Genomic DNA, 16,928 nt, shown 5'->3' with positions numbered 1-16,928 from the left:
TGAAATAACAACCCGCTATGTGAGACTGAGCGGGTGAGCCCGACCACGCCGCCGACCACGCCGTCGGCCACCCCTTCGGCCACCCCTTCGGCCACCTCGCCGTCCGCGCGGCGGCCCCGGCTGCCGGGGCGCCCCTGCTCCGCCGCCGCGGCGCTGCACGTCGTCGGCGAGAAGTGGGCCCTGCTCGCGGTCCGCGAGATCGTGTACGGCAACCGGCGCTTCGACGCGATCGCCCGCAACACGGGCGCTCCGCGCGACCGGCTCACCGCGCGGCTGCGCGCGCTGGAGGAGGCCGGTGTGGTCGAGCGGCGCGCCTACAGCGAGCGGCCGCCGCGGCACGAGTACCACCTGACGGAGGCGGGGCGTGATCTCGCGCCGGTCATCCGCGCCCTGGTGGCGTGGGGCGACAAGTGGGTCATGGACGAGCCGCCGGTCGTCCTGCGGCACCGGGACGATCATCCGGTGGACCCCGTCGAGTACTGCCGCACCTGCGGCGAGGAGGTCCACGACCACGACCTGACGCTCGACCTCCGGGGTGGGGAGTGGACGCGCACGGGACCGACGGGGTCGGGCTGACCTCAGTGGGCGTGGCCGCGGTGTGGGGTGGCCTGGGGCTCCGGCGCCAGGTGGCCCCGGGGGCGCCTGACCGTCGCGCCTGGGCCGGGGCGCGTCTGGGACGGTCCTGGCGAACCGTGCCATTCACGCCCCGCCGGAGCCCGGGACGCCTTCGTGAGCGGCACGTCACCCAGCGGGCCGCACATATCCCGCAGCGTCCGTACGGCCCCGTCCCGCCCGCCCCTCCCGTCTCGTTCGCGACCGCGGGCGGGTGGTGCCGGGGCTTCTCGACGGAATGCCCTGCCGGACGTGACCGCGCCCCCGCCGGGTCGGGCCCGGCGGGGCGCGGCCCCGGAAGGGGTGTCAGGGCATCGCGTCCACGAGGGGCTTGGGCGACGTGGGGATCGTGCTGGTCGGTGCCGCGGCGCGGCGGGTGGGGACGAGGAGAGCCGCGGCCGCGCCGACCGCGACGGCTGCCGCGCCGGTCCAGAGCGCGGGGGTGAGGCCGTCCACGAACCGCGTCGCGGACTCGTAGCCGCCCTGGGCGGAGAAGACCGCCGCGAGGGTCGCGACCCCGAGGGCCCCGCCGACCTCGCGGAGGGCGTTGTTGGCACCCGAGGCGATGCCCTGCTCCTCGGGCCGGACGCTGCCCATCACGATGTTGGCGCTCGGCGCGAAGTACATCGCCATCCCGATGCCGCTCACGATCAGCGCCGGCACCTGCGCCGCGTACGACACGCCCGGCTCGATGACCAGGGCGAACCAGCCGAGCCCCACCGCCTGGAGGGCGAGTCCCGCGGCGACGACCGGGCGGCCGCCGATGCGGTCGGAGAGGAAGCCCGCGATGGGCGCGACGATCATCGGCATGCCGGTCCAGGGCAGCATGCGCAGCCCCGCCTCGGTCGGGGAGTAGCCCGCCACGCCCTGGAGGAACTGGCTGAGCAGGAAGATCGAGCCGAACATGCCGAGGAACATCAGCAGGCTGGCCGCGTTGACGGCGGCGAAGGCGCGGCTGCGGAAGAGCCGCATCGGGAGGATCGGATTGCGGGCGCGGACGCCGTGCCGGACGAAGGCGGCCAGCAGCACGCCCCCTCCGATGAGTCCGCCGAGGACCGGGCCGCTGGTCCAGCCGTCGGCGTTGCCGCGGACGAGGGCGTAGACGATGCCGAACAGGCCGGCGCTGGCGAGCACCGTTCCGGTCGCGTCGAGCCGGGGGTTGGGACCGTGGCTCTCGGCGAGCCGCAGGCGGGCGAGCGGCAGGAGGAGCAGGCCGAGCGGGACGTTGACCCAGAAGATCCACTGCCAGGAGATGTGTTCGGTGAGCGAGCCGCCGATCAGCGGTCCCGCGGCCACGGCGAGGCCGTTGACGGCGCCCCAGATGCCGAAGACCATGCCCCGTCGCTCGGGCGGGACGGCCGCCGACAACAGGGTGAGGGTGAGCGGCATGAGGATCGCGGCGCCGACGCCCTGCACGGCCCGGGCCGCGATGAGTTCGCCCATGCCGGGGGCGAGCGCGGCGGCGGCGGAGGCCGCGGAGAAGATGCCGAGGCCCACGAGGAACATGCGCCGGCGACCGAAGCGGTCGCCCACGGCGGCGCCGAACATGAGGAGGACGGCGAAGGTGAGCGTGTAGGCGCTCACCGTCCACTCCAGGTCCTCCAGTGCGCCGCCCAGGTCCTCGCGGATGGAGGGCAGCGCGGTGGTGACCACCAGATTGTCGAGCGCCGCCATGAAGCCGGCGACGCTGGTGATGACGAGGGCCCAGCCGACGCTGCCGCGCCTGCCCTCCTGCGGTGACGGTGCCATGGGAATCCCCCAGCAGATTAGTTATTGATCAATAACTTTCAGGGGCATGGATGTACCCCTCGAACGGCCGACGCGACCCGTCAGCCCTTGTCGGGAAAGCGGTCGGCGTAGAGTTCCTCGACCCCCGCCCAGCCGCGCTCGCCCTGTGGGACACCGAGCGCCACCAGTACGTTCACGAGCATTCCCGTGCCGAAGAACTCCGCCGTCTCGCGGTTGCCCACCCCTGTGCGCGCCATGACGTAATCCCACAGGCCCAGCCAGCCCCGCCGGCAGGCCTCGCGGATCTCGTCGTCGTCGACGGAGGCCACGTACATCTGCAGTTGCATCCGCAGTACGTCGCCGCCTCCGATCAGCTCCTGGTAGGAGCTGCACATCGCCTCGAACGCCTTCTCCCCCTCCAGCCCCTCGGCCGCCTTCTCGAAGTGCGCCTCGATCGTCTCGACGCACCGCGCGACGACGGCCAGGAACAGCGCCTTCTTGTTCGGGAAGAGCCGGAAGAGGTACGGCTGCGACACCCCCATGCGCTTGGCGATGACGCCGGTGGAGGTGCCGTTGTAGCCGCCCCTCCCGAACTCCGTCATCGCCGCCCGGATCGCCGCCTCACGGCGCTCCTCCGCACTCATACGCATGCCGTCGCCTGCCATGGAAAGTAAGTTATCAGTCAATAACAACCGAACTCAAGAGGAAGGCGGCGGGAGGACCCGCCGCCCTCTCCTCACGGCTACGCCAGCCGGACCACCGCGCGCGACATGCCCAGCACCTTCTGCCCGGCGCTGACAGCCGTCACGTCCACCCGGACCGTACGCTCGTCGTCGTCCAGCTTGGCCGCGACCTTGGCGCTGACCTCGATCAGCGCGCCCGTCGCGTCGTTCGGCACGACGACGGGCTTGGTGAAGCGCACCCCGTAGTCCACGACGGCTCCCGGGTCGCCGACCCAGTCGGTCACCACGCGGATCGCCGAGGCCATGGTGAACATGCCGTGCGCGATGACGTCCGGCAGGCCGACCTCCTTGGCGAACTTCTCGTTCCAGTGGATCGGGTTGAAGTCCCCGGAGGCACCGGCGTACTGCACGAGTGTGGCGCGGTTCACGGGGAAGGACTGCGCCGGCAGCTCGGTGCCGACCTCGACCTCGTCGTAGGAGATCTTCGCGGTCATCAGCTCACTCACCCTCCGGCGCGCGCGCCACCAGCTTCATCAGCGCCGTCACCACGTGCTCGCCGCTCTCGTCGTGGACCTCGCCGCGGACGTCGATGACGTCGTTGCCCGCGAGCGACTTGATGGCCTCGATGGTGACCGTCACCGACAGGCGGTCGCCGGCCCGCACGGGGCGGGTGTAACTGAACTTCTGGTCGCCGTGCACCACCCGGCCGTAGTCCAGTCCCAGCTCCGGGTCGAGGACGACCTGCCCCGAGGCCTTGTAGGTGATCACGAAGGGGAAGGTCGGCGGCGCGATCACATCCGGATGGCCGAGGGCCTTGGCCGCGTCGGGGTCGGTGTAGACCGGGTTCGGGTCCCCGACGGCCTCGGCGAACTCGCGGATCTTCTCCCGTCCCACCTCGTAGGGAGCGGTGGGCGGATACGACCGCCCCACGAAGGACTGGTCCAGCGCCATCGGCACCTCCTGGAGCTGTGGTTTGTGTCGTCGGCGGGATGCCAACGCCAAGAGGCCGCCCCCGGTCACAGGGGCGGCCTCGTTGGTCTTACGGCCTGGGTCAGCGCGTCTCGCGGTGCGCGGTGTGCGCGTTGCAGCGCGGGCAGTGCTTCTTCATCTCAAGACGGTCCGGGTCGTTGCGCCGGTTCTTCTTGGTGATGTAGTTCCGCTCCTTGCACTCCACGCAGGCCAGCGTGATCTTCGGGCGGACGTCGGTGGCGGCCACGTGAGTGCTCCTTGACGAACGGCAATAAGGTTTGAACACGGAAAGAGTAGCCGATTGAGGGACCGATCCCACAATCGGCTACGCGGGTAGCGGCGACCGGACTTGAACCGGTGACACAGCGATTATGAGCCGCTTGCTCTACCGACTGAGCTACGCCGCTTCGATGAAGAGATCACCCGCCGGGTGGCGGGTCATCCGATCACCAGAGCCCCAATACGGAATCGAACCGTAGACCTTCTCCTTACCATGGAGACGCTCTGCCGACTGAGCTATTGGGGCGAGCGAGGAAGACATTACACGGTCCGCCGCCGAAGGTGAAATCCGTATCTTGCGGGCAGTCGCCGGACCGCTCCCCACCTCCGCCGGCCCACCCGCTCGGTCCCATACGTCACTTGACGTCACCAGTACGACTATTGGCTCTTCCCGGACGGACCGGGCACCGCGCCCTAGGCTCGGAACCGCGTGATCTTGCCTCCGGCCCCGAGGAGCGCGATGACCGACAGCCAGCCGCAGCAGCCCACCGACCCCCCGCTCGGCGAAGCGGCCCCAGCCCCCGCCCTCCTGCTCTGCGATGCCCGCCTCGCCGACGGCCGCACCGTCGACGTGCGCCTGGCCGGAGCGCGCATCGAGGCCGTCGGCACCGCCGGCAGCCTCCACGAGGGCACCCGGGTGGATCTGGGGGGCTACCTCCTGCTGCCCGCGCCCGCCGAGCCGCACGCCCACCTCGACACCGCCCTGACGGCCGACTGCGGCGGCCCGCCCTCGTACGACGGCGAGGACGTGCAGCGGCGGGTCACCGAGGGCGCGCTCCATCAGCTCGGCCACGGCGCGACCGCGGTCCGCACCCACATCCGCATCGGCGACGTCCAGGGGCTGCGCGCCCTCGAGGCCGCGCTGCAGGCCCGGCGCGCGTTGCGCGGACTGGTCGACCTGCAGACCGTGGCCGTGCCCCGGGTGCTCACCGGGCCCGCCGGGGCCGACGGCCTCGCCGTGCTCCGCGACGCCCTCAAGATGGGGGCCGGCGTCGTGGGCGGCTGCCCCGACCTCGACCCCGACCCCGCCGGGTACGCGGAGGCCGTGCTCGCGGTGGCGGCCGAGTTCGGCCTCCCGGTGGACCTGCACACCGACGCCGCCGACCCCGCCCGCCTCTCCCGGCTCGCCGCGATGGCCGGCGGCCTGCGCCCCGGCGTCGCGCTCGGCCCCTGCGGGGGCCTGTCCCGGCTCCCGTACGACACCACCGTCCGCCTCGCCGGGCAGCTCGCCTCCGCCGGGGTCTCGCTGACCGCCCTCCCGCAGGGCAACTGCGGCGCCCTGGAGTCGGTGCGCCGGGGCAGCACCGCGCCGGTCCGGACCCTGCGGGCGGCCGGCGTCCGGATCGCCGCGGGCAGCGGGGCGCTGCGCGACCTGACCAACCCCGTCGGCCGCGGCGACCCCCTGGAGGCCGCCTTCCTGCTCGCCTCCCACGGCGAGTGCGCCCCCGGCGAGGCGTACGAGGCGGTGAGCCGGGACGCCCGCGCCGTCATGGGGCTGCCCGAGGTGCGGGTCGAGGCGGGCTTCCCCGCCGAGCTGCTGGCGGTACGGGCCGACCGGCTGGAGGGCGCGCTGTCCCTCGCCTACAGCAGGATCGTCATCCACCGGGGCCGGGTCGTCTCCCGGACCAGCGCAGTCCGCGAGTACACCGACACCCTGGCGCTCGACCTGCCGCGTCAGTCGAGGAGCCGCCGTGATCCGGCATGAACGGCGCGCCGGGCGTAGCGTCGGTGGCATGCGCACTGTGATCGCTGGTGGACATGGACAGATCGCGCTGCGGCTGGAGCGGCTGCTCGCCGCGCGCGACGACGAAGTGGCGGGCATCATCCGCAAGCCCGAACAGGCCGACGACCTGCGGGAGGCCGGCGCGGAGCCGATCGAGCTGGACCTGGAGGCGGCGTCGGTGGACGAGGTGGCCCAGGCGCTGCGCGGCGCCGACGCGGTCGTCTTCGCGGCGGGCGCGGGGCCGGGCAGCGGCGCCGCCCGCAAGGAGACCGTGGACCGGGACGCCGCCGTGCTCCTGGCCGACGCGGCCGAACGCGCGGGCGTACGCCGCTACCTGATGGTCTCCGCCATGGGGGCCGACACCGACCCCAGCCCCGGCACCGACGACGTCTTCGCCGCCTATCTGCGCGCCAAGGGAGCCGCCGACGCCGAGGTGCGCCATCGCACCTCGCTGGACTGGACGATCCTGCGCCCCGGTCTGCTCGTCAACGACCCGGGGACCGGGCGGGTCCGGCTCGCCGCCTCCACCGGGCGCGGCTCGGTGACCCGTGACGACGTCGCGGCGGTCCTCGCGGAGCTGCTCGACACGCCGTCGACGGCCGGGCTGACCCTGGAGCTGATCGGGGGTCACACGCCGGTGTCGGTCGCGGTGAAGGACATCGCGGGCAACTGAGCTTCCCGTACGGCCTCATGTGGCGCCGCAGACCCGCCGGGGCCGGCACCGTTCGGGTGCCGGCCCCGGCGGGCGAAGGGCTTTCAGTACGGGTGACGGTCGGGCTTCTCCATCCACGCCTGGTAGGCCTTCGCGCCGAACTCGGGGTGCATCTGGCGGCTCTCGATGCGCCGTTGGTCGAGCGGCTTGGCGAAGTCCTCGTACTGGTAGGCGTCGTCGAAGCCGATCTCCCGGGTGGCCGGCCTCGATGCGCGGCCAGTAGATGGCGCTCATGCACATCGGGCAGGGCGCGCCGCTGATGTAGATGCTGTGCCCCTGGAGCATCCGGGCGCGCGCTCGGGCACCGGGGCGGGTGAACCCTCGGGGCGCGGGACGTACTCCAGCGTGCCCCCTTTCGGTGCTCCTCCGAGATGGAGGGCGCCTCCGGACTCATGCGCGCCACCGCCTTGCGGATGGTCTCCACTTCGGCGTGGGCGGTGGGATCGCCGGTGAGGAGGACGCGGTTCTGTCCGCGTGCGACGACCTCGCCGTCGCGGGTGAGGACGGCGCCGAAGAGGCCTCTTTTGGAACCCCGGAACGGGCAACGGGCCCACGGCGACCTCCTTGCTGAAATTGCGTCGTCCGCGAATTCGGCGTGCGGGGAGGTCGGCCGAGATGCGATCAGCCCCGCTCTGGGCTGCACTTGGTCGTATCGGGAAGCAAGCGCCGCCCCCCCTCACGCCACGGAGAGAGCATGCCGATGAAGCCCCCGGCCCCCCCGTTCACCCGCGAGAGCGCCATCGAGAAGGTGCGCCTGGCGGAGGACGCCTGGAACACCCGCGACCCCGAGAAGGTGTCCCTCGGCTACACACCGGACAGCCGGTGGCGCAATCGCGCCGAGTTCATCAACGGGCGGCATGAGATCGTCGCGTTCCTCACCCGCAAGTGGACCAGGGAGCAGGACTACCGCCTCATCAAGGAGCTCTGGGCCTTCGACGGCAACCGCATCGCCGTCCGCTTCGCCTACGAGTGCCATGACGACTCCGGCAACTGGTACCGCTCCTACGGCAACGAGAACTGGGAGTTCGACGACGAGGGCCTGATGCGGGTACGGCTGGCCTGCATCAACGACCTCCCCATCGCCGAGTCGGAACGCAAGTACCACTGGCCGCAGGGGCGGCGGCCGGACGATCACCCGGGTCTGTCCGACCTCGGGCTCTGAGCCGCGCGAGCCTGCTGCCGCAGCTCCACCCGGGCCGCGGGCGAGCGGCCCGGTCCGGTGCGCCAGTACGGGTGCCAGAACAGCCGGCAGGACAGCCACAGAAGGCGTCGTCTCAGGATCGCCGCATGGTCGGGCTCGGCGGCGAGTTGCGCGTAGGTGAGGTGCCATTCGCGCTGCGCCTGCACCAAATCGGGCGGGAACACGGTGTTGGCCATACACAGGATTCAATCACGTGTTCGATTTTCTCCGCAGGCTTCACACGTCACTCGAAGGGGTGAGCTTCGCGGCCCCGCCCGCCGCCCCGGGACAGCCCACGGCCCCGGGGCGCTCCCCCGCGCCCCGGGGCCGCACGCGTGTGCCACCGGCACGGAGGCCGGCCTAGATGCTCAGGACGATGGCGGCTCCCACGCCGCCCAGACCCAGCGCGAGGGCGGCTTCGACCCAGCCACCCCTCCCCCAGCGGAAGAAGCGGTCAAGCGCGAGCCGCCCGGGGCCGATGGCGGCGACGGCGAGGGCGACGACCGTGATGCCCAGGCTGTACTCGATGCCGCCCTGCTCCTCCCACAGTCCGTGCGCACCGGAGACGGTGACCATGGCGTTGATCATCACGCCGATCAGGGCCGCCGCCGCGAGCGGGGTGAGCAGCCCCAGCGCCAGGCCCACGCCGCCCAGGAACTCAGAGGCCCCGCATATGGCCGCGAAGACCTTCCCGGGCGAGTAACCCAGCATCTCGAAGCCCTTGCCGGCCCCGGCGAGCCCCTGCCCGCCGAACCACCCGAAGAGTTTCTGGAGCCCGTGTCCCGCCATCACGACACCGAACGTGAGCCGGATCAGCAGCAGGCCGCAGTCGCCGGCGGTCACCGGAGGCCGAGCCGGTACGACGTCCGCGGTTTGGGGCGGGACCCGCAGACGCTCAGCTATGTAATGCATAGGGAACCCTCTTCTGCCCCCGAGGCCCCGATGGGCGGCGCCGGCCGACCCCCGGGGACCAGCGGAGCGTGTCGATGCGGTCACCGCGAATCACACGGGCATCCCTCCTCCCTTCCCATGGGTACGTGTCAGCACCGTGCCTTGTTCAACCACGTTTACACCTTTTTCCTGCCTCTCATCCTGGTCTGCCGGAAGGGTCGGCATGTGCCGGTGATGCCGCGTGACGAACCGGGTCGGGATTTCGGCAGCTCGGGGCGCCTTTCCGCCGGGCCGGCGCCGGCATCGCGCGGGCCCGGGCAGGTCGAGCCGGCACGGAAGGGCACCGATCCGAACGACCGCCGACCCGGGTGCCGTGTAACGCGTGCTGGGCATCTCGTACGACATGAAGGGCACCCGCAGGGCACGGCGGCACTCCGGTCCGGAGGATTTCGCCCTGGTCGGACTGGACCGGCACCCGGGGATCCGGATCTCATCCAGGGCGTGATCAGCAAGTCGAGCTCGGCGTACGCCACCACCGCGGCCTCGTTGGCCGGCAGGAAGCGCAGACCGGTGCTGATGACCTCGGGCACGAGTCTGGACTCCTGGGTGCAGACCGAGCCGAAGCGCATGCCGCCGAAGGGCAAGACGGTCTACCCGGTCGGCGGCACCAAAGTCCTCGGCAGTTCGGTGGCGTCCAAGGTGACCTCGCTCGGGTACGTCGCCAAGCGGCTGTCCGACGCATCGCGCTACTCCACCTCGGTGGCCGTGGCCAAGGCGATCACCAGCACGCCGAAGTACGTGTTCCCGGCCACCGGCACCGACCACCGCGACGCGCTGGCGGCCAGTTCCGCCGCGGGCTCCACGGGCGGTTCGGGGACCGCGGTGGTACTGCTGACCGACGGCTCGACCATGACCGCGTCCGTGTACGGCCACCCCAACAAGTACAGCCCGAGCACGCCGAAGATCATCACCGTGGGGATCGACGCGGAGCCGGCGCTGGCCAAGGCGCACAAAGCGCACAAGGCGTACAAGGCGTACAAGGCGTACAAGGAACCGGACACCCGCCGGTCACTCGGCGTGGATGCTCGGCCGGACCTCCACGATGATGTCCGCGTCCGCCTCGTCGCCCTCCTCGTCGCGCCAGAGGAGGACCCGCACGTGCCTCGCCCGTGAAAGGCCGCGCGTCTTCCACTCGGTCATCAGGTCGGCAACGACGAGGGCGACGGCGTATCGGGGGCCCTCGCTCGAATCATCGGCGGTGATCGTGCCCCGCCACCGTTCGGACTCCCTGCCGTAAGGGCGCCATCCCTCCGAGCCGTGCGGCTCGAAGACCCGGTACACCCAATCCGTCTCGGTGCCCATATCACGGATCCTGCCACTGCAAGGAGTCCGATGCGCCGCACCGGATCGACGCCCGCCGAGCGCGGGGTCGACCGGCTGCAACAACCGCCCCGACGTCCTGGAGCTGGACGACGGCGCATTCCTCGCCACCGGGGAGCGGCTCGGCACCCTCCTGCGCGAGCGCGAGGGCCGCAACGTCTACCGGCTGACCTAGTCGGGCTCGCCGTCCAGGGCGTCGCGCAGATGGCCAAGTGCCTGGGGATGCCCAGAGACCAATCTCGGTGACGGGACCCGCCCCTCAATCGTATGATCGGCCAGCCACGGATGAGGGGGGGATTCCTTCTCCGGACATGTCCGACCGAACGGCTGCGCTGTGCGCTGCCCGCGCCCCGGCGGGTCCCTCCTGTCCCCGTACGCTCCACCACCTCGACAGGAGACCTGAGTGTTCTCTGCCATCAAGGGCGGGAGGCACAGACGTGGGATACGCATGGTGATTCCCACCGCCGCTCTCGCCCTCGGCATCACGGGCGCGATGCTCATGACGCCGGCCAACGCCGCACCCGCCTCCTCGCTCCCGGGCGTCAGCGAGAGTGCCCACACCACCACCCCCACGGCCGTTCTGACCGACCGCGTCAAGGGCGCGCTCGAAGCGGACGCCGGGACGGCCGGCACCAAGACGGCGACGAGCTCCCTGGCGAGTTCCCCGCCCTCGTCCACCGCGGTCGACCCGAAGATCATCGGCGGCACCGAGACCGGCATCACCTCGGCCCCGTGGATGGCGCAGCTCTGGTACTACGACGACAAAGGCACCACCGACGAGAGCGACGACTACGGCATCTTCTGCGGCGGCACCGTCGTGGCGCCCACGAAGATCCTCACCGCCGCGCACTGCGTCAAGGGCCTCAACTGGCACGCCCACGGCGCTGTCGTCACCGGCACCGCCCAGCTCCCCACGACGGACACCGCCGGCAACACCGACCTCCACGGCGGCACCGTCTCCGGCGTGTGGCGGCAGTGGAACCACCCGTCGTACAACGCGACCACGACCGACAACGACCTCGCGGTGCTGACCCTCCCCAACCCGGTCAGCGCCAAGCCGATCCAGATCACCACCTCGACCGACACCGCCTCGTACGTGGCCGGCACCAGCGCCACGGTCTATGGCTGGGGCCGTACCAGCTCCACCACCGGCGACATCTCGGAGAACCTGCGCACCGCCACCCTGCCGATCAATTCCAACGCGACCTGCAGCGGCTTCTACGGCACCGATTTCGTGGCCGGTCACATGGTCTGCGCCGGGAAGCCCGCCACAGGCTCCGACACCGGCACGGTCACGCCCTGCAACGGCGACTCCGGCGGCCCGCTGATCGTCGACAACAGGATCGTCGGCATCGTCTCCTGGGGTGTGCAGGACTGCGTCGCCAGCGGCGCGTACAGCGTCTTCACCAAGGTGAGCACGTACGTCGGTGCGGCCTACCCGCGCATCGACGACACCAACATGAGCGGTGACCACAGGGCCGACGTGTTCGTGCGCCGCAGCTCCGACTCGACGGGCTTCGAGTACGACTCCAAGGGGACGTCCTTCGCCACCCGCCAGTCCCTGGGCGACTGGAGCGGTCTCAACGTCGTCGTACAGGCCGATCTCAACCGGGACGGCTACCAGGACTACATCATCCGCGACAGCGCCAGCGGCGACATCTACTGGGGCCACTACGTCGTCAGCAGCAACAGCTGGGCCTGGAGCTACCGCTTCGACAACTGGAAGACCCGCACCCGCATCGTCGTCCCCGGCGACATGACCGGCGACGCGCTGCCCGACCTGATGTCCGTCGACTCGGGCGGCAAGCTGTGGCTGTACCCCGGCAAGGGGAACGGCAGCTTCGCGTCCCGCGTCCAGGTCGGCACCAGCACGAGCTGGAACCAGTACAACATGCTGCTCGGCCACGGCGACCTCACCGGCGACGGCAAGGCCGACCTGCTCGCCCGCAACTCCAGCACCTCGGACATCTACCTGTACAAGGGCACGGGCAAGTCCTCTGCGCCGCTTTCCGGCCGTGTCAAGGTCCGCACCTGGAGCGGCTACAACCGCTTCGACGCCGTCGGTGACGTCACCGGCGACGGCAAGGCCGACTTCCTGGCCCGTACCTCCGGCGGCACGCTGTACCTCTACCCCGGTACCGGCAGGGCCACCTCGGAGCTCTTCAGCACCCGTGTGACCATCGGCACCGGCTGGCAGCAGTACGGCCTCTTCGGCTGAGCCATCGGTCACCGGACCGGCCGAAAGACCAGGTGAGGGCCAACCGTATGGCTCTCGTCCAGCGGATCCCGGCGCGTCCTCAGGCAGGGCGGGCCGGGACCCGCTCGCCACCGATCGGCGCGGGGCCTACCTGCGGTCCGCCGTGACCGCCGAACCGGACAAGGTGACCGGCGCCGTTCCCGGCACGCGCGACACGGCGCTCTACCGAGCCGCTGTCGCCCTCGGGCAGTTGGCGGGGGAGAGCTAGCCTTGGCGCAGGTGGCCGTGTGGCTCTCGGAGGCCGCCGCACGGGCGGGCCAGACCGAGCACGAGGCGCGGAACACCATCGCGTCCGGTCTGCGGACCGGTGCCAACCGCCCCCGGACGGTGGCGGCATGAGCCCCGAACCCACCCCGATCACCCCGCCGCACCTGTATTCGGTCCGGCGTGACCCCGCCCCGGAGCTGCCGCCCCCGCCCGCCAAGCCGCGCACCGCGTGGACGGCCGATCAGCTCGTGGCCGCGGAGTTCCCCGAGCCCAAGTGGGCGGTGCCCGGGATCCTTTCCGAGGGCGTGAACCTGCTCGCCGGACCGCCCAAGGTCGGAAAGTCCTGACTCTCCCTCGGGTTGGCCCGCTCCGTTGCAGCGGGGTGCAAGGCATTCGACAGCGTGCCCGTGGACGGCTCTACCTCGCTCTGGAGGACACCCCGCGCCGTCTTCAGACCCGTATGGGCAAGCTGCTCGGTGGGCAGCCCGCCCCGGCCGCGCTGACCCTGGTGACCGAGTGCCCGCCGCTGCCGCAGGGCGGCGCCGCCGCCATCGCCGCATGGCTGGACAGGAACCCGCACGCGCGGATGGTCGTCATCGACGTGTTCGCCGAGATGCGCGGCGCCTCCCCGGTCGGTCCGGGTGTACGCGAAGTTCCTGAAGGGCGGGGACGAAGCCGCGAACGCGAAGATTTCGGCTCGCCTGAGTGAGCGAGGCAACCCCCTGCCTTGGTCGCCCATGCGCAGGGCGGCGGGTACGACGGAACCCGCCGCCCTGCGCTATGGCTCGATATCGAAGAGCGGGATGGTCGGTGGCGGCGGGGCGAGTACGGCGCGAAGGCTGTTGAGCGTCGCACGCCATTGCCTCCCGTCCCGTGGATCGATCCAGTTCGATGCCAATCAGGATTCGTCACTGCCGATGCGGGCGAGCGCTTCGTCTGCCAGGGTCCGGAGATCGGAGGGGAAGGTCGGCATAGGCGTTTCAGGGCCGTAGGACGTGTCGACCGGTTCGCCGCCTGGACACTGCGCCGCGATCAGTGCCGCAGCGGCCACGGCTTCCTCCGCCTCCATGAGGTAACCGCTGGCGTCCACGGTTCGGGTGAGTACGCCGCGGATCAGGGCTTCGCGTTCCTCGGGCTTGGCACTGTCGAGAGCGCAGGCGAAGTCCGCGGCAGTGTCGTTGTCGAAGGGGCCGGTATCCCAGGTACCCATGGTGATCTCCTCGCACAGCTTCGCCGGGAGCCTCGCACTAGGTGTATTGATCACGAGCGTTGTTGGCACTTACAACTAGCCACTGACAATCCGGCGGCGACGGCGACCAGGCTCCGACACTCCTCGGGACGCGCCGGTCCGCCGTCCCACGCATGCCCCACAGCCGCAGGTCGGACCCCAGCTCCCGTCCACGCCCCGTCCACAACCGCTGGTAGAGAGCGTGCGAGAACGGAACGGAGCGAGACAGCGGCCCGCATCCGCCGGAGCAAACGAAACAGCCCCCGCTCTGCGTTTCCGCAGCTCAGGGGCTGTGTTTCCACTGTGGCGGCGCCAGGATTCGAACCTGGGTAGGCTAAGCCGACGGATTTACAGTCCGCTCCCATTGGCCACTCGGGCACACCGCCTGGGAAGTGTCTCCGCGGGCCGCTTGTGTGCGGTCCCCTTGGCGACGTCGTAAACAATACCCGATGCGCGGGGGTGCTTCGCCACCCTATTGATCAGCGCTCCGGGCGGGTCCGGTGGCTAGGCTTGCGGAGGCGGCCCGGAGGCGGGTCGCGAACCTGACGGATCAGAGCCAAGGAGCCAACAGAAGATGGCCGACTCCAGTTTCGACATCGTCTCGAAGGTCGAGCGGCAGGAGGTCGACAACGCCCTCAACCAGGCCGCGAAGGAGATCTCGCAGCGCTACGACTTCAAGAACGTCGGCGCGTCGATCTCCTGGTCCGGGGAGAAGATCCTGATGCAGGCCAACTCCGAGGAGCGGGTCAAGGCCATCCTGGACGTCTTCGAGACCAAGCTGGTCAAGCGGGGGATCTCGCTGAAGTCGCTGGACGCGGGCGAGCCGCAGCTGTCCGGCAAGGAGTACAAGATCTTCGCGACCATCGAGGAAGGCATCTCGCAGGAGAACGCCAAGAAGGTCGCCAAGATCATCCGCGACGAGGGGCCCAAGGGCATCAAGGCGCAGGTGCAGGGCGAGGAGCTTCGGGTGAGCTCGAAGAGCCGGGACGACCTGCAGGCCGTCATCGCGCTGCTGAAGGGCAAGGACTTCGACTTCGCTCTGCAGTTCGTGAACTACCGCTGAGCGAGGTCCTGCCGGAGGTCCCGGTCGGGAGGAGGCGACCGGGGCCTTTGCCGTGCCCGCCGGCGCTCCGGCGGCTCCGGCGGGGGGCGCATTCGGAGGGTGGCGCCCGGGAATCCCTCGCAGGTGCGTAGTGTCTTCCTGTTGGGCCTCCCCGGGCCTGCCGTCGTGCCGTGGACCCGGGGCAGTCGTATCGAGGATGGAGCCGGGCATGCACAGCCGCACCGCTTTGGTCGAGGACCTGATGAGCCGCTTCCCGCACGTACCCCGCGAGGCGGTCATCAAGGAGGACCTGCTGCGCGGCGGGATCGCCTTCGACGAGTCCGCGCTCAGCGGCGGCGAGGGCGGCGACGTCAAACCGAAGTCGTACTTCATCTTCTCCTTCGACCACCGCACGCTCCCCGAGCTGGGTGCCGCCGCGCTCAACCGCCCGCCCGAGGAGATCGTGCTCACCGGCGGGCCCTACGACCTGCGCCGTACGGTCGTCTCCGTGCGCGTCAACCCGTCCTCGCCCTACCGCGTACGGGCGGGCGGGCGCGGTGTCCTCGGCCTCTACCTCGACGGGGTGCGCATCGCGGACGTCGGCCTGCCGCCGATGCCCGCGTACTACCGGCACACCCTGGAGAACGGGAAGTCGGTGATGGAGGTCGCGCCGACGATCCAGTGGGGCTACCTGATCTATCTGACGGTCTTCCGCGTGTGCCAGTACTTCGGCGCCAAGGAGGAGTGCCAGTACTGCGACATCAACCACAACTGGCGCCAGCACAAGGCGGCCGGCCGCCCCTACACGGGTGTGAAGCCGGTCGAGGAGGTGCTGGAGGCGCTGGAGATCATCGACAAGTACGACGAGGCGAAGACCTCCACCGCGTACACCCTCACCGGCGGGGCGATCACCTCCAAGGTCGCCGGCCGGGACGAGGCCGACTTCTACGGCCACTACGCGAAGGCCATCGAGGAGCGCTTCCCCGGCCGCTGGATCGGCAAGGTCGTCGCCCAGGCGCTGCCCAAGGAGGACGTGCAGCGCTTCAAGGACTACGGCGTGCAGATCTACCACCCCAACTACGAGGTGTGGGACCGCCGCCTGTTCGAGCTGTACTGCCCCGGCAAGGAGCGCTACGTGGGCCGCGACGAGTGGCACCGCCGCATCCTGGACTCCGCCGAGATCTTCGGCCCGCGCAATGTGATCCCGAACTTCGTGGCGGGCGTGGAGATGGCCGAGCCCTTCGGCTTCACCAGTGTCGGCGAGGCGATCGACTCCACCGCCGAGGGCCTGCGCTTCTTCATGTCGCGGGGCATCACCCCGCGCTTCACCACCTGGTGCCCGGAGCCGACCACCCCGCTGGGCAAGGCCAACCCGGAGGGCGCCCCGCTGGAGTACCACATCCGCCTGCTGGACGTGTACCGCGCGACGCTGGAGGAGTACGGGCTGTCCTCGCCGCCCGGGTACGGCCCGGCCGGCCCCGGCAACGCGGTCTTCTCCGTCAGCTCCTTCATGGACAGCCTGCCCGCGTCGGCGCCCGTCGGTGTGAGCTGAGGTGCCGACGCTGCTGATCGTGCATCACACGCCGTCACCCAACCTGCAGGCGATGTTCGAGGCGGTGGTCGCCGGGGCGACCACCGACGAGATCGAGGGCGTGGACGTCGTACGGCGGCCCGCCCTCGCGGCGACCGCCTCCGACGTGCTCGCGGCGGACGGCTACGTGCTGGGCACGACGGCGAACCTGGGCTACATGTCCGGGGCGCTCAAGCACTTCTTCGACCAGGTCTACTACCCGTGTCTGGACGCCACGCGCGGCCGTCCCTTCGGCTACTACGTGCACGGCGGCAACGACGTCACGGGCACCGTCCGCGGTATCGAGGCGATCACGACCGGGCTCGGCTGGACGCGGGCGGCGGCCGCCGTGACGGTCACCGGTGAGCCCTCCAAGCCGGATCTGGAGGCCTGCTGGGAGCTGGGCGCGGCCCTGGCCGCCGGGCTGGCGGACTGACCGCGCGGGGCCGGCGCCGACGTGCCGGGCC

At 70.8% G+C, this 16,928-nt stretch carries 20 protein-coding genes, 3 tRNA genes and 2 pseudogenes; 13 read left to right on the top strand and 12 right to left on the bottom strand.

Translation table 11 applies throughout. The annotated features are described in order from the left end of the window. Positions 1-33 precede the first annotated feature (33 nt). Positions 34-576, top strand: coding sequence for a winged helix-turn-helix transcriptional regulator (locus ACWDAS_RS21055; RefSeq protein WP_450392935.1), 543 nt, complete (start codon positions 34-36; stop codon positions 574-576). A gap of 342 nt (positions 577-918) precedes the next feature. Here ACWDAS_RS21055 and ACWDAS_RS21050 read toward each other — a convergent pair whose 3' ends face one another. The 7 genes from ACWDAS_RS21050 to ACWDAS_RS21020 all read right to left on the bottom strand — a co-directional run bounded on the left by ACWDAS_RS21050 (position 919) and on the right by ACWDAS_RS21020 (position 4,518). Then, positions 919-2,361 (bottom strand): MFS transporter, encoded by a 1,443-nt coding sequence (locus ACWDAS_RS21050; RefSeq protein WP_450392933.1) that lies wholly within the window; start codon positions 2,359-2,361, stop codon positions 919-921. A gap of 80 nt (positions 2,362-2,441) precedes the next feature. Beyond that, a complete protein-coding gene (locus ACWDAS_RS21045) occupies positions 2,442-3,005 on the bottom strand; it encodes a TetR/AcrR family transcriptional regulator (protein ID WP_450392930.1) in 564 nt (187 codons plus the stop codon). Positions 3,006-3,082: 77 nt separating this feature from the next. Then, a complete protein-coding gene (locus ACWDAS_RS21040) occupies positions 3,083-3,517 on the bottom strand; it encodes a MaoC family dehydratase (protein ID WP_450392927.1) in 435 nt (144 codons plus the stop codon). A gap of 4 nt (positions 3,518-3,521) precedes the next feature. Then, entirely contained in the window at positions 3,522-3,974 is a 453-nt protein-coding gene (locus ACWDAS_RS21035) for an FAS1-like dehydratase domain-containing protein (RefSeq protein ID WP_450392924.1), read from the bottom strand. Between the two features lie 100 nt (positions 3,975-4,074). Further along, positions 4,075-4,239 (bottom strand): 50S ribosomal protein L33, encoded by a 165-nt coding sequence (gene rpmG / locus ACWDAS_RS21030; protein WP_004571794.1) that lies wholly within the window; start codon positions 4,237-4,239, stop codon positions 4,075-4,077. A gap of 87 nt (positions 4,240-4,326) precedes the next feature. After that, positions 4,327-4,399: transfer RNA gene (locus ACWDAS_RS21025), tRNA-Met, on the bottom strand. A 46-nt stretch (positions 4,400-4,445) separates the two neighbouring features. Next, positions 4,446-4,518 (bottom strand) — tRNA-Thr (locus ACWDAS_RS21020). A gap of 213 nt (positions 4,519-4,731) precedes the next feature. On the opposite strand from ACWDAS_RS21020, the gene ACWDAS_RS21015 reads away from it, so the two are divergent. Further along, positions 4,732-5,976 (top strand): amidohydrolase family protein, encoded by a 1,245-nt coding sequence (locus ACWDAS_RS21015; RefSeq protein ID WP_450392921.1) that lies wholly within the window; start codon positions 4,732-4,734, stop codon positions 5,974-5,976. Positions 5,977-6,004: 28 nt separating this feature from the next. Further along, positions 6,005-6,667, top strand: a complete 663-nt coding sequence (locus ACWDAS_RS21010; protein ID WP_450392919.1) for an SDR family oxidoreductase — start codon at positions 6,005-6,007, stop codon at positions 6,665-6,667. A gap of 493 nt (positions 6,668-7,160) precedes the next feature. On the opposite strand, the pseudogene ACWDAS_RS21005 reads toward ACWDAS_RS21010, so the two are convergent. Beyond that, positions 7,161-7,349: pseudogene (locus tag ACWDAS_RS21005) on the bottom strand (hypothetical protein); the annotation flags it as partial. A gap of 51 nt (positions 7,350-7,400) precedes the next feature. On the opposite strand from ACWDAS_RS21005, the gene ACWDAS_RS21000 reads away from it, so the two are divergent. Further along, on the top strand, positions 7,401-7,868 hold the full coding sequence (locus ACWDAS_RS21000; protein WP_450392917.1) for a nuclear transport factor 2 family protein: 468 nt from the start codon (positions 7,401-7,403) through the stop codon (positions 7,866-7,868). Here ACWDAS_RS21000 and ACWDAS_RS20995 read toward each other — a convergent pair. Both ACWDAS_RS20995 and ACWDAS_RS20990 read right to left on the bottom strand, forming a co-directional pair. Further along, a complete protein-coding gene (locus ACWDAS_RS20995) occupies positions 7,838-8,083 on the bottom strand; it encodes a hypothetical protein (protein ID WP_450392914.1) in 246 nt (81 codons plus the stop codon). The genes ACWDAS_RS21000 and ACWDAS_RS20995 overlap by 31 nt on opposite strands. Positions 8,084-8,246: 163 nt before the next feature. Beyond that, positions 8,247-8,798: a DoxX family protein gene (locus ACWDAS_RS20990; protein ID WP_450392911.1), complete on the bottom strand. Its 552-nt coding sequence runs from the start codon at positions 8,796-8,798 to the stop codon at positions 8,247-8,249. A 480-nt stretch (positions 8,799-9,278) separates the two neighbouring features. On the opposite strand from ACWDAS_RS20990, the gene ACWDAS_RS20985 reads away from it, so the two are divergent. The 6 genes from ACWDAS_RS20985 to ACWDAS_RS20960 all read left to right on the top strand — a co-directional run bounded on the left by ACWDAS_RS20985 (position 9,279) and on the right by ACWDAS_RS20960 (position 13,330). After that, positions 9,279-9,950: a cell wall-binding repeat-containing protein gene (locus ACWDAS_RS20985; protein WP_450392908.1), complete on the top strand. Its 672-nt coding sequence runs from the start codon at positions 9,279-9,281 to the stop codon at positions 9,948-9,950. 181 nt (positions 9,951-10,131) lie between these two features. Further along, entirely contained in the window at positions 10,132-10,332 is a 201-nt protein-coding gene (locus tag ACWDAS_RS20980) for a hypothetical protein (RefSeq protein WP_450392905.1), read from the top strand. Positions 10,333-10,605: 273 nt separating this feature from the next. After that, a complete protein-coding gene (locus ACWDAS_RS20975; RefSeq protein ID WP_450392902.1) occupies positions 10,606-12,375 on the top strand; it encodes a trypsin-like serine protease in 1,770 nt (589 codons plus the stop codon). A gap of 249 nt (positions 12,376-12,624) precedes the next feature. Further along, positions 12,625-12,753 (top strand): hypothetical protein, encoded by a 129-nt coding sequence (locus ACWDAS_RS20970; protein ID WP_450392900.1) that lies wholly within the window; start codon positions 12,625-12,627, stop codon positions 12,751-12,753. After that, a complete protein-coding gene (locus tag ACWDAS_RS20965) occupies positions 12,750-12,968 on the top strand; it encodes an AAA family ATPase (protein WP_450392897.1) in 219 nt (72 codons plus the stop codon). The genes ACWDAS_RS20970 and ACWDAS_RS20965 overlap by 4 nt, the downstream gene beginning before the upstream one ends. Further along, positions 12,896-13,330: an AAA family ATPase gene (locus tag ACWDAS_RS20960; protein ID WP_450392894.1), complete on the top strand. Its 435-nt coding sequence runs from the start codon at positions 12,896-12,898 to the stop codon at positions 13,328-13,330. The genes ACWDAS_RS20965 and ACWDAS_RS20960 overlap by 73 nt, the downstream gene beginning before the upstream one ends. 69 nt (positions 13,331-13,399) lie before the next feature. Here ACWDAS_RS20960 and ACWDAS_RS20955 read toward each other — a convergent pair. Together ACWDAS_RS20955 and ACWDAS_RS20950 are read right to left on the bottom strand one after the other, a co-directional pair. Continuing rightward, positions 13,400-13,831 (bottom strand): annotated as a pseudogene (locus ACWDAS_RS20955) (DUF4259 domain-containing protein). 322 nt (positions 13,832-14,153) lie between these two features. Further along, a tRNA-Tyr gene (locus ACWDAS_RS20950) sits at positions 14,154-14,235 on the bottom strand. Between the two features lie 188 nt (positions 14,236-14,423). Between ACWDAS_RS20950 and ACWDAS_RS20945 the strand changes: the two genes are divergently transcribed. The 3 genes from ACWDAS_RS20945 to ACWDAS_RS20935 all read left to right on the top strand — a co-directional run bounded on the left by ACWDAS_RS20945 (position 14,424) and on the right by ACWDAS_RS20935 (position 16,897). Further along, positions 14,424-14,912, top strand: a complete 489-nt coding sequence (locus ACWDAS_RS20945; protein WP_450392892.1) for a YajQ family cyclic di-GMP-binding protein — start codon at positions 14,424-14,426, stop codon at positions 14,910-14,912. Positions 14,913-15,120: 208 nt separating this feature from the next. Next, positions 15,121-16,443, top strand: coding sequence for a radical SAM protein (locus ACWDAS_RS20940; protein WP_450392889.1), 1,323 nt, complete (start codon positions 15,121-15,123; stop codon positions 16,441-16,443). A gap of 1 nt (position 16,444) precedes the next feature. Continuing rightward, a complete protein-coding gene (locus ACWDAS_RS20935; RefSeq protein ID WP_450392886.1) occupies positions 16,445-16,897 on the top strand; it encodes a flavodoxin family protein in 453 nt (150 codons plus the stop codon). Positions 16,898-16,928: the final 31 nt, after the last annotated feature.

The sequence above is a fragment of the Streptomyces sp. NPDC001070 genome (assembly GCF_053598835.1).
This window is presented reverse-complemented; position numbering and strand designations above follow the sequence as displayed.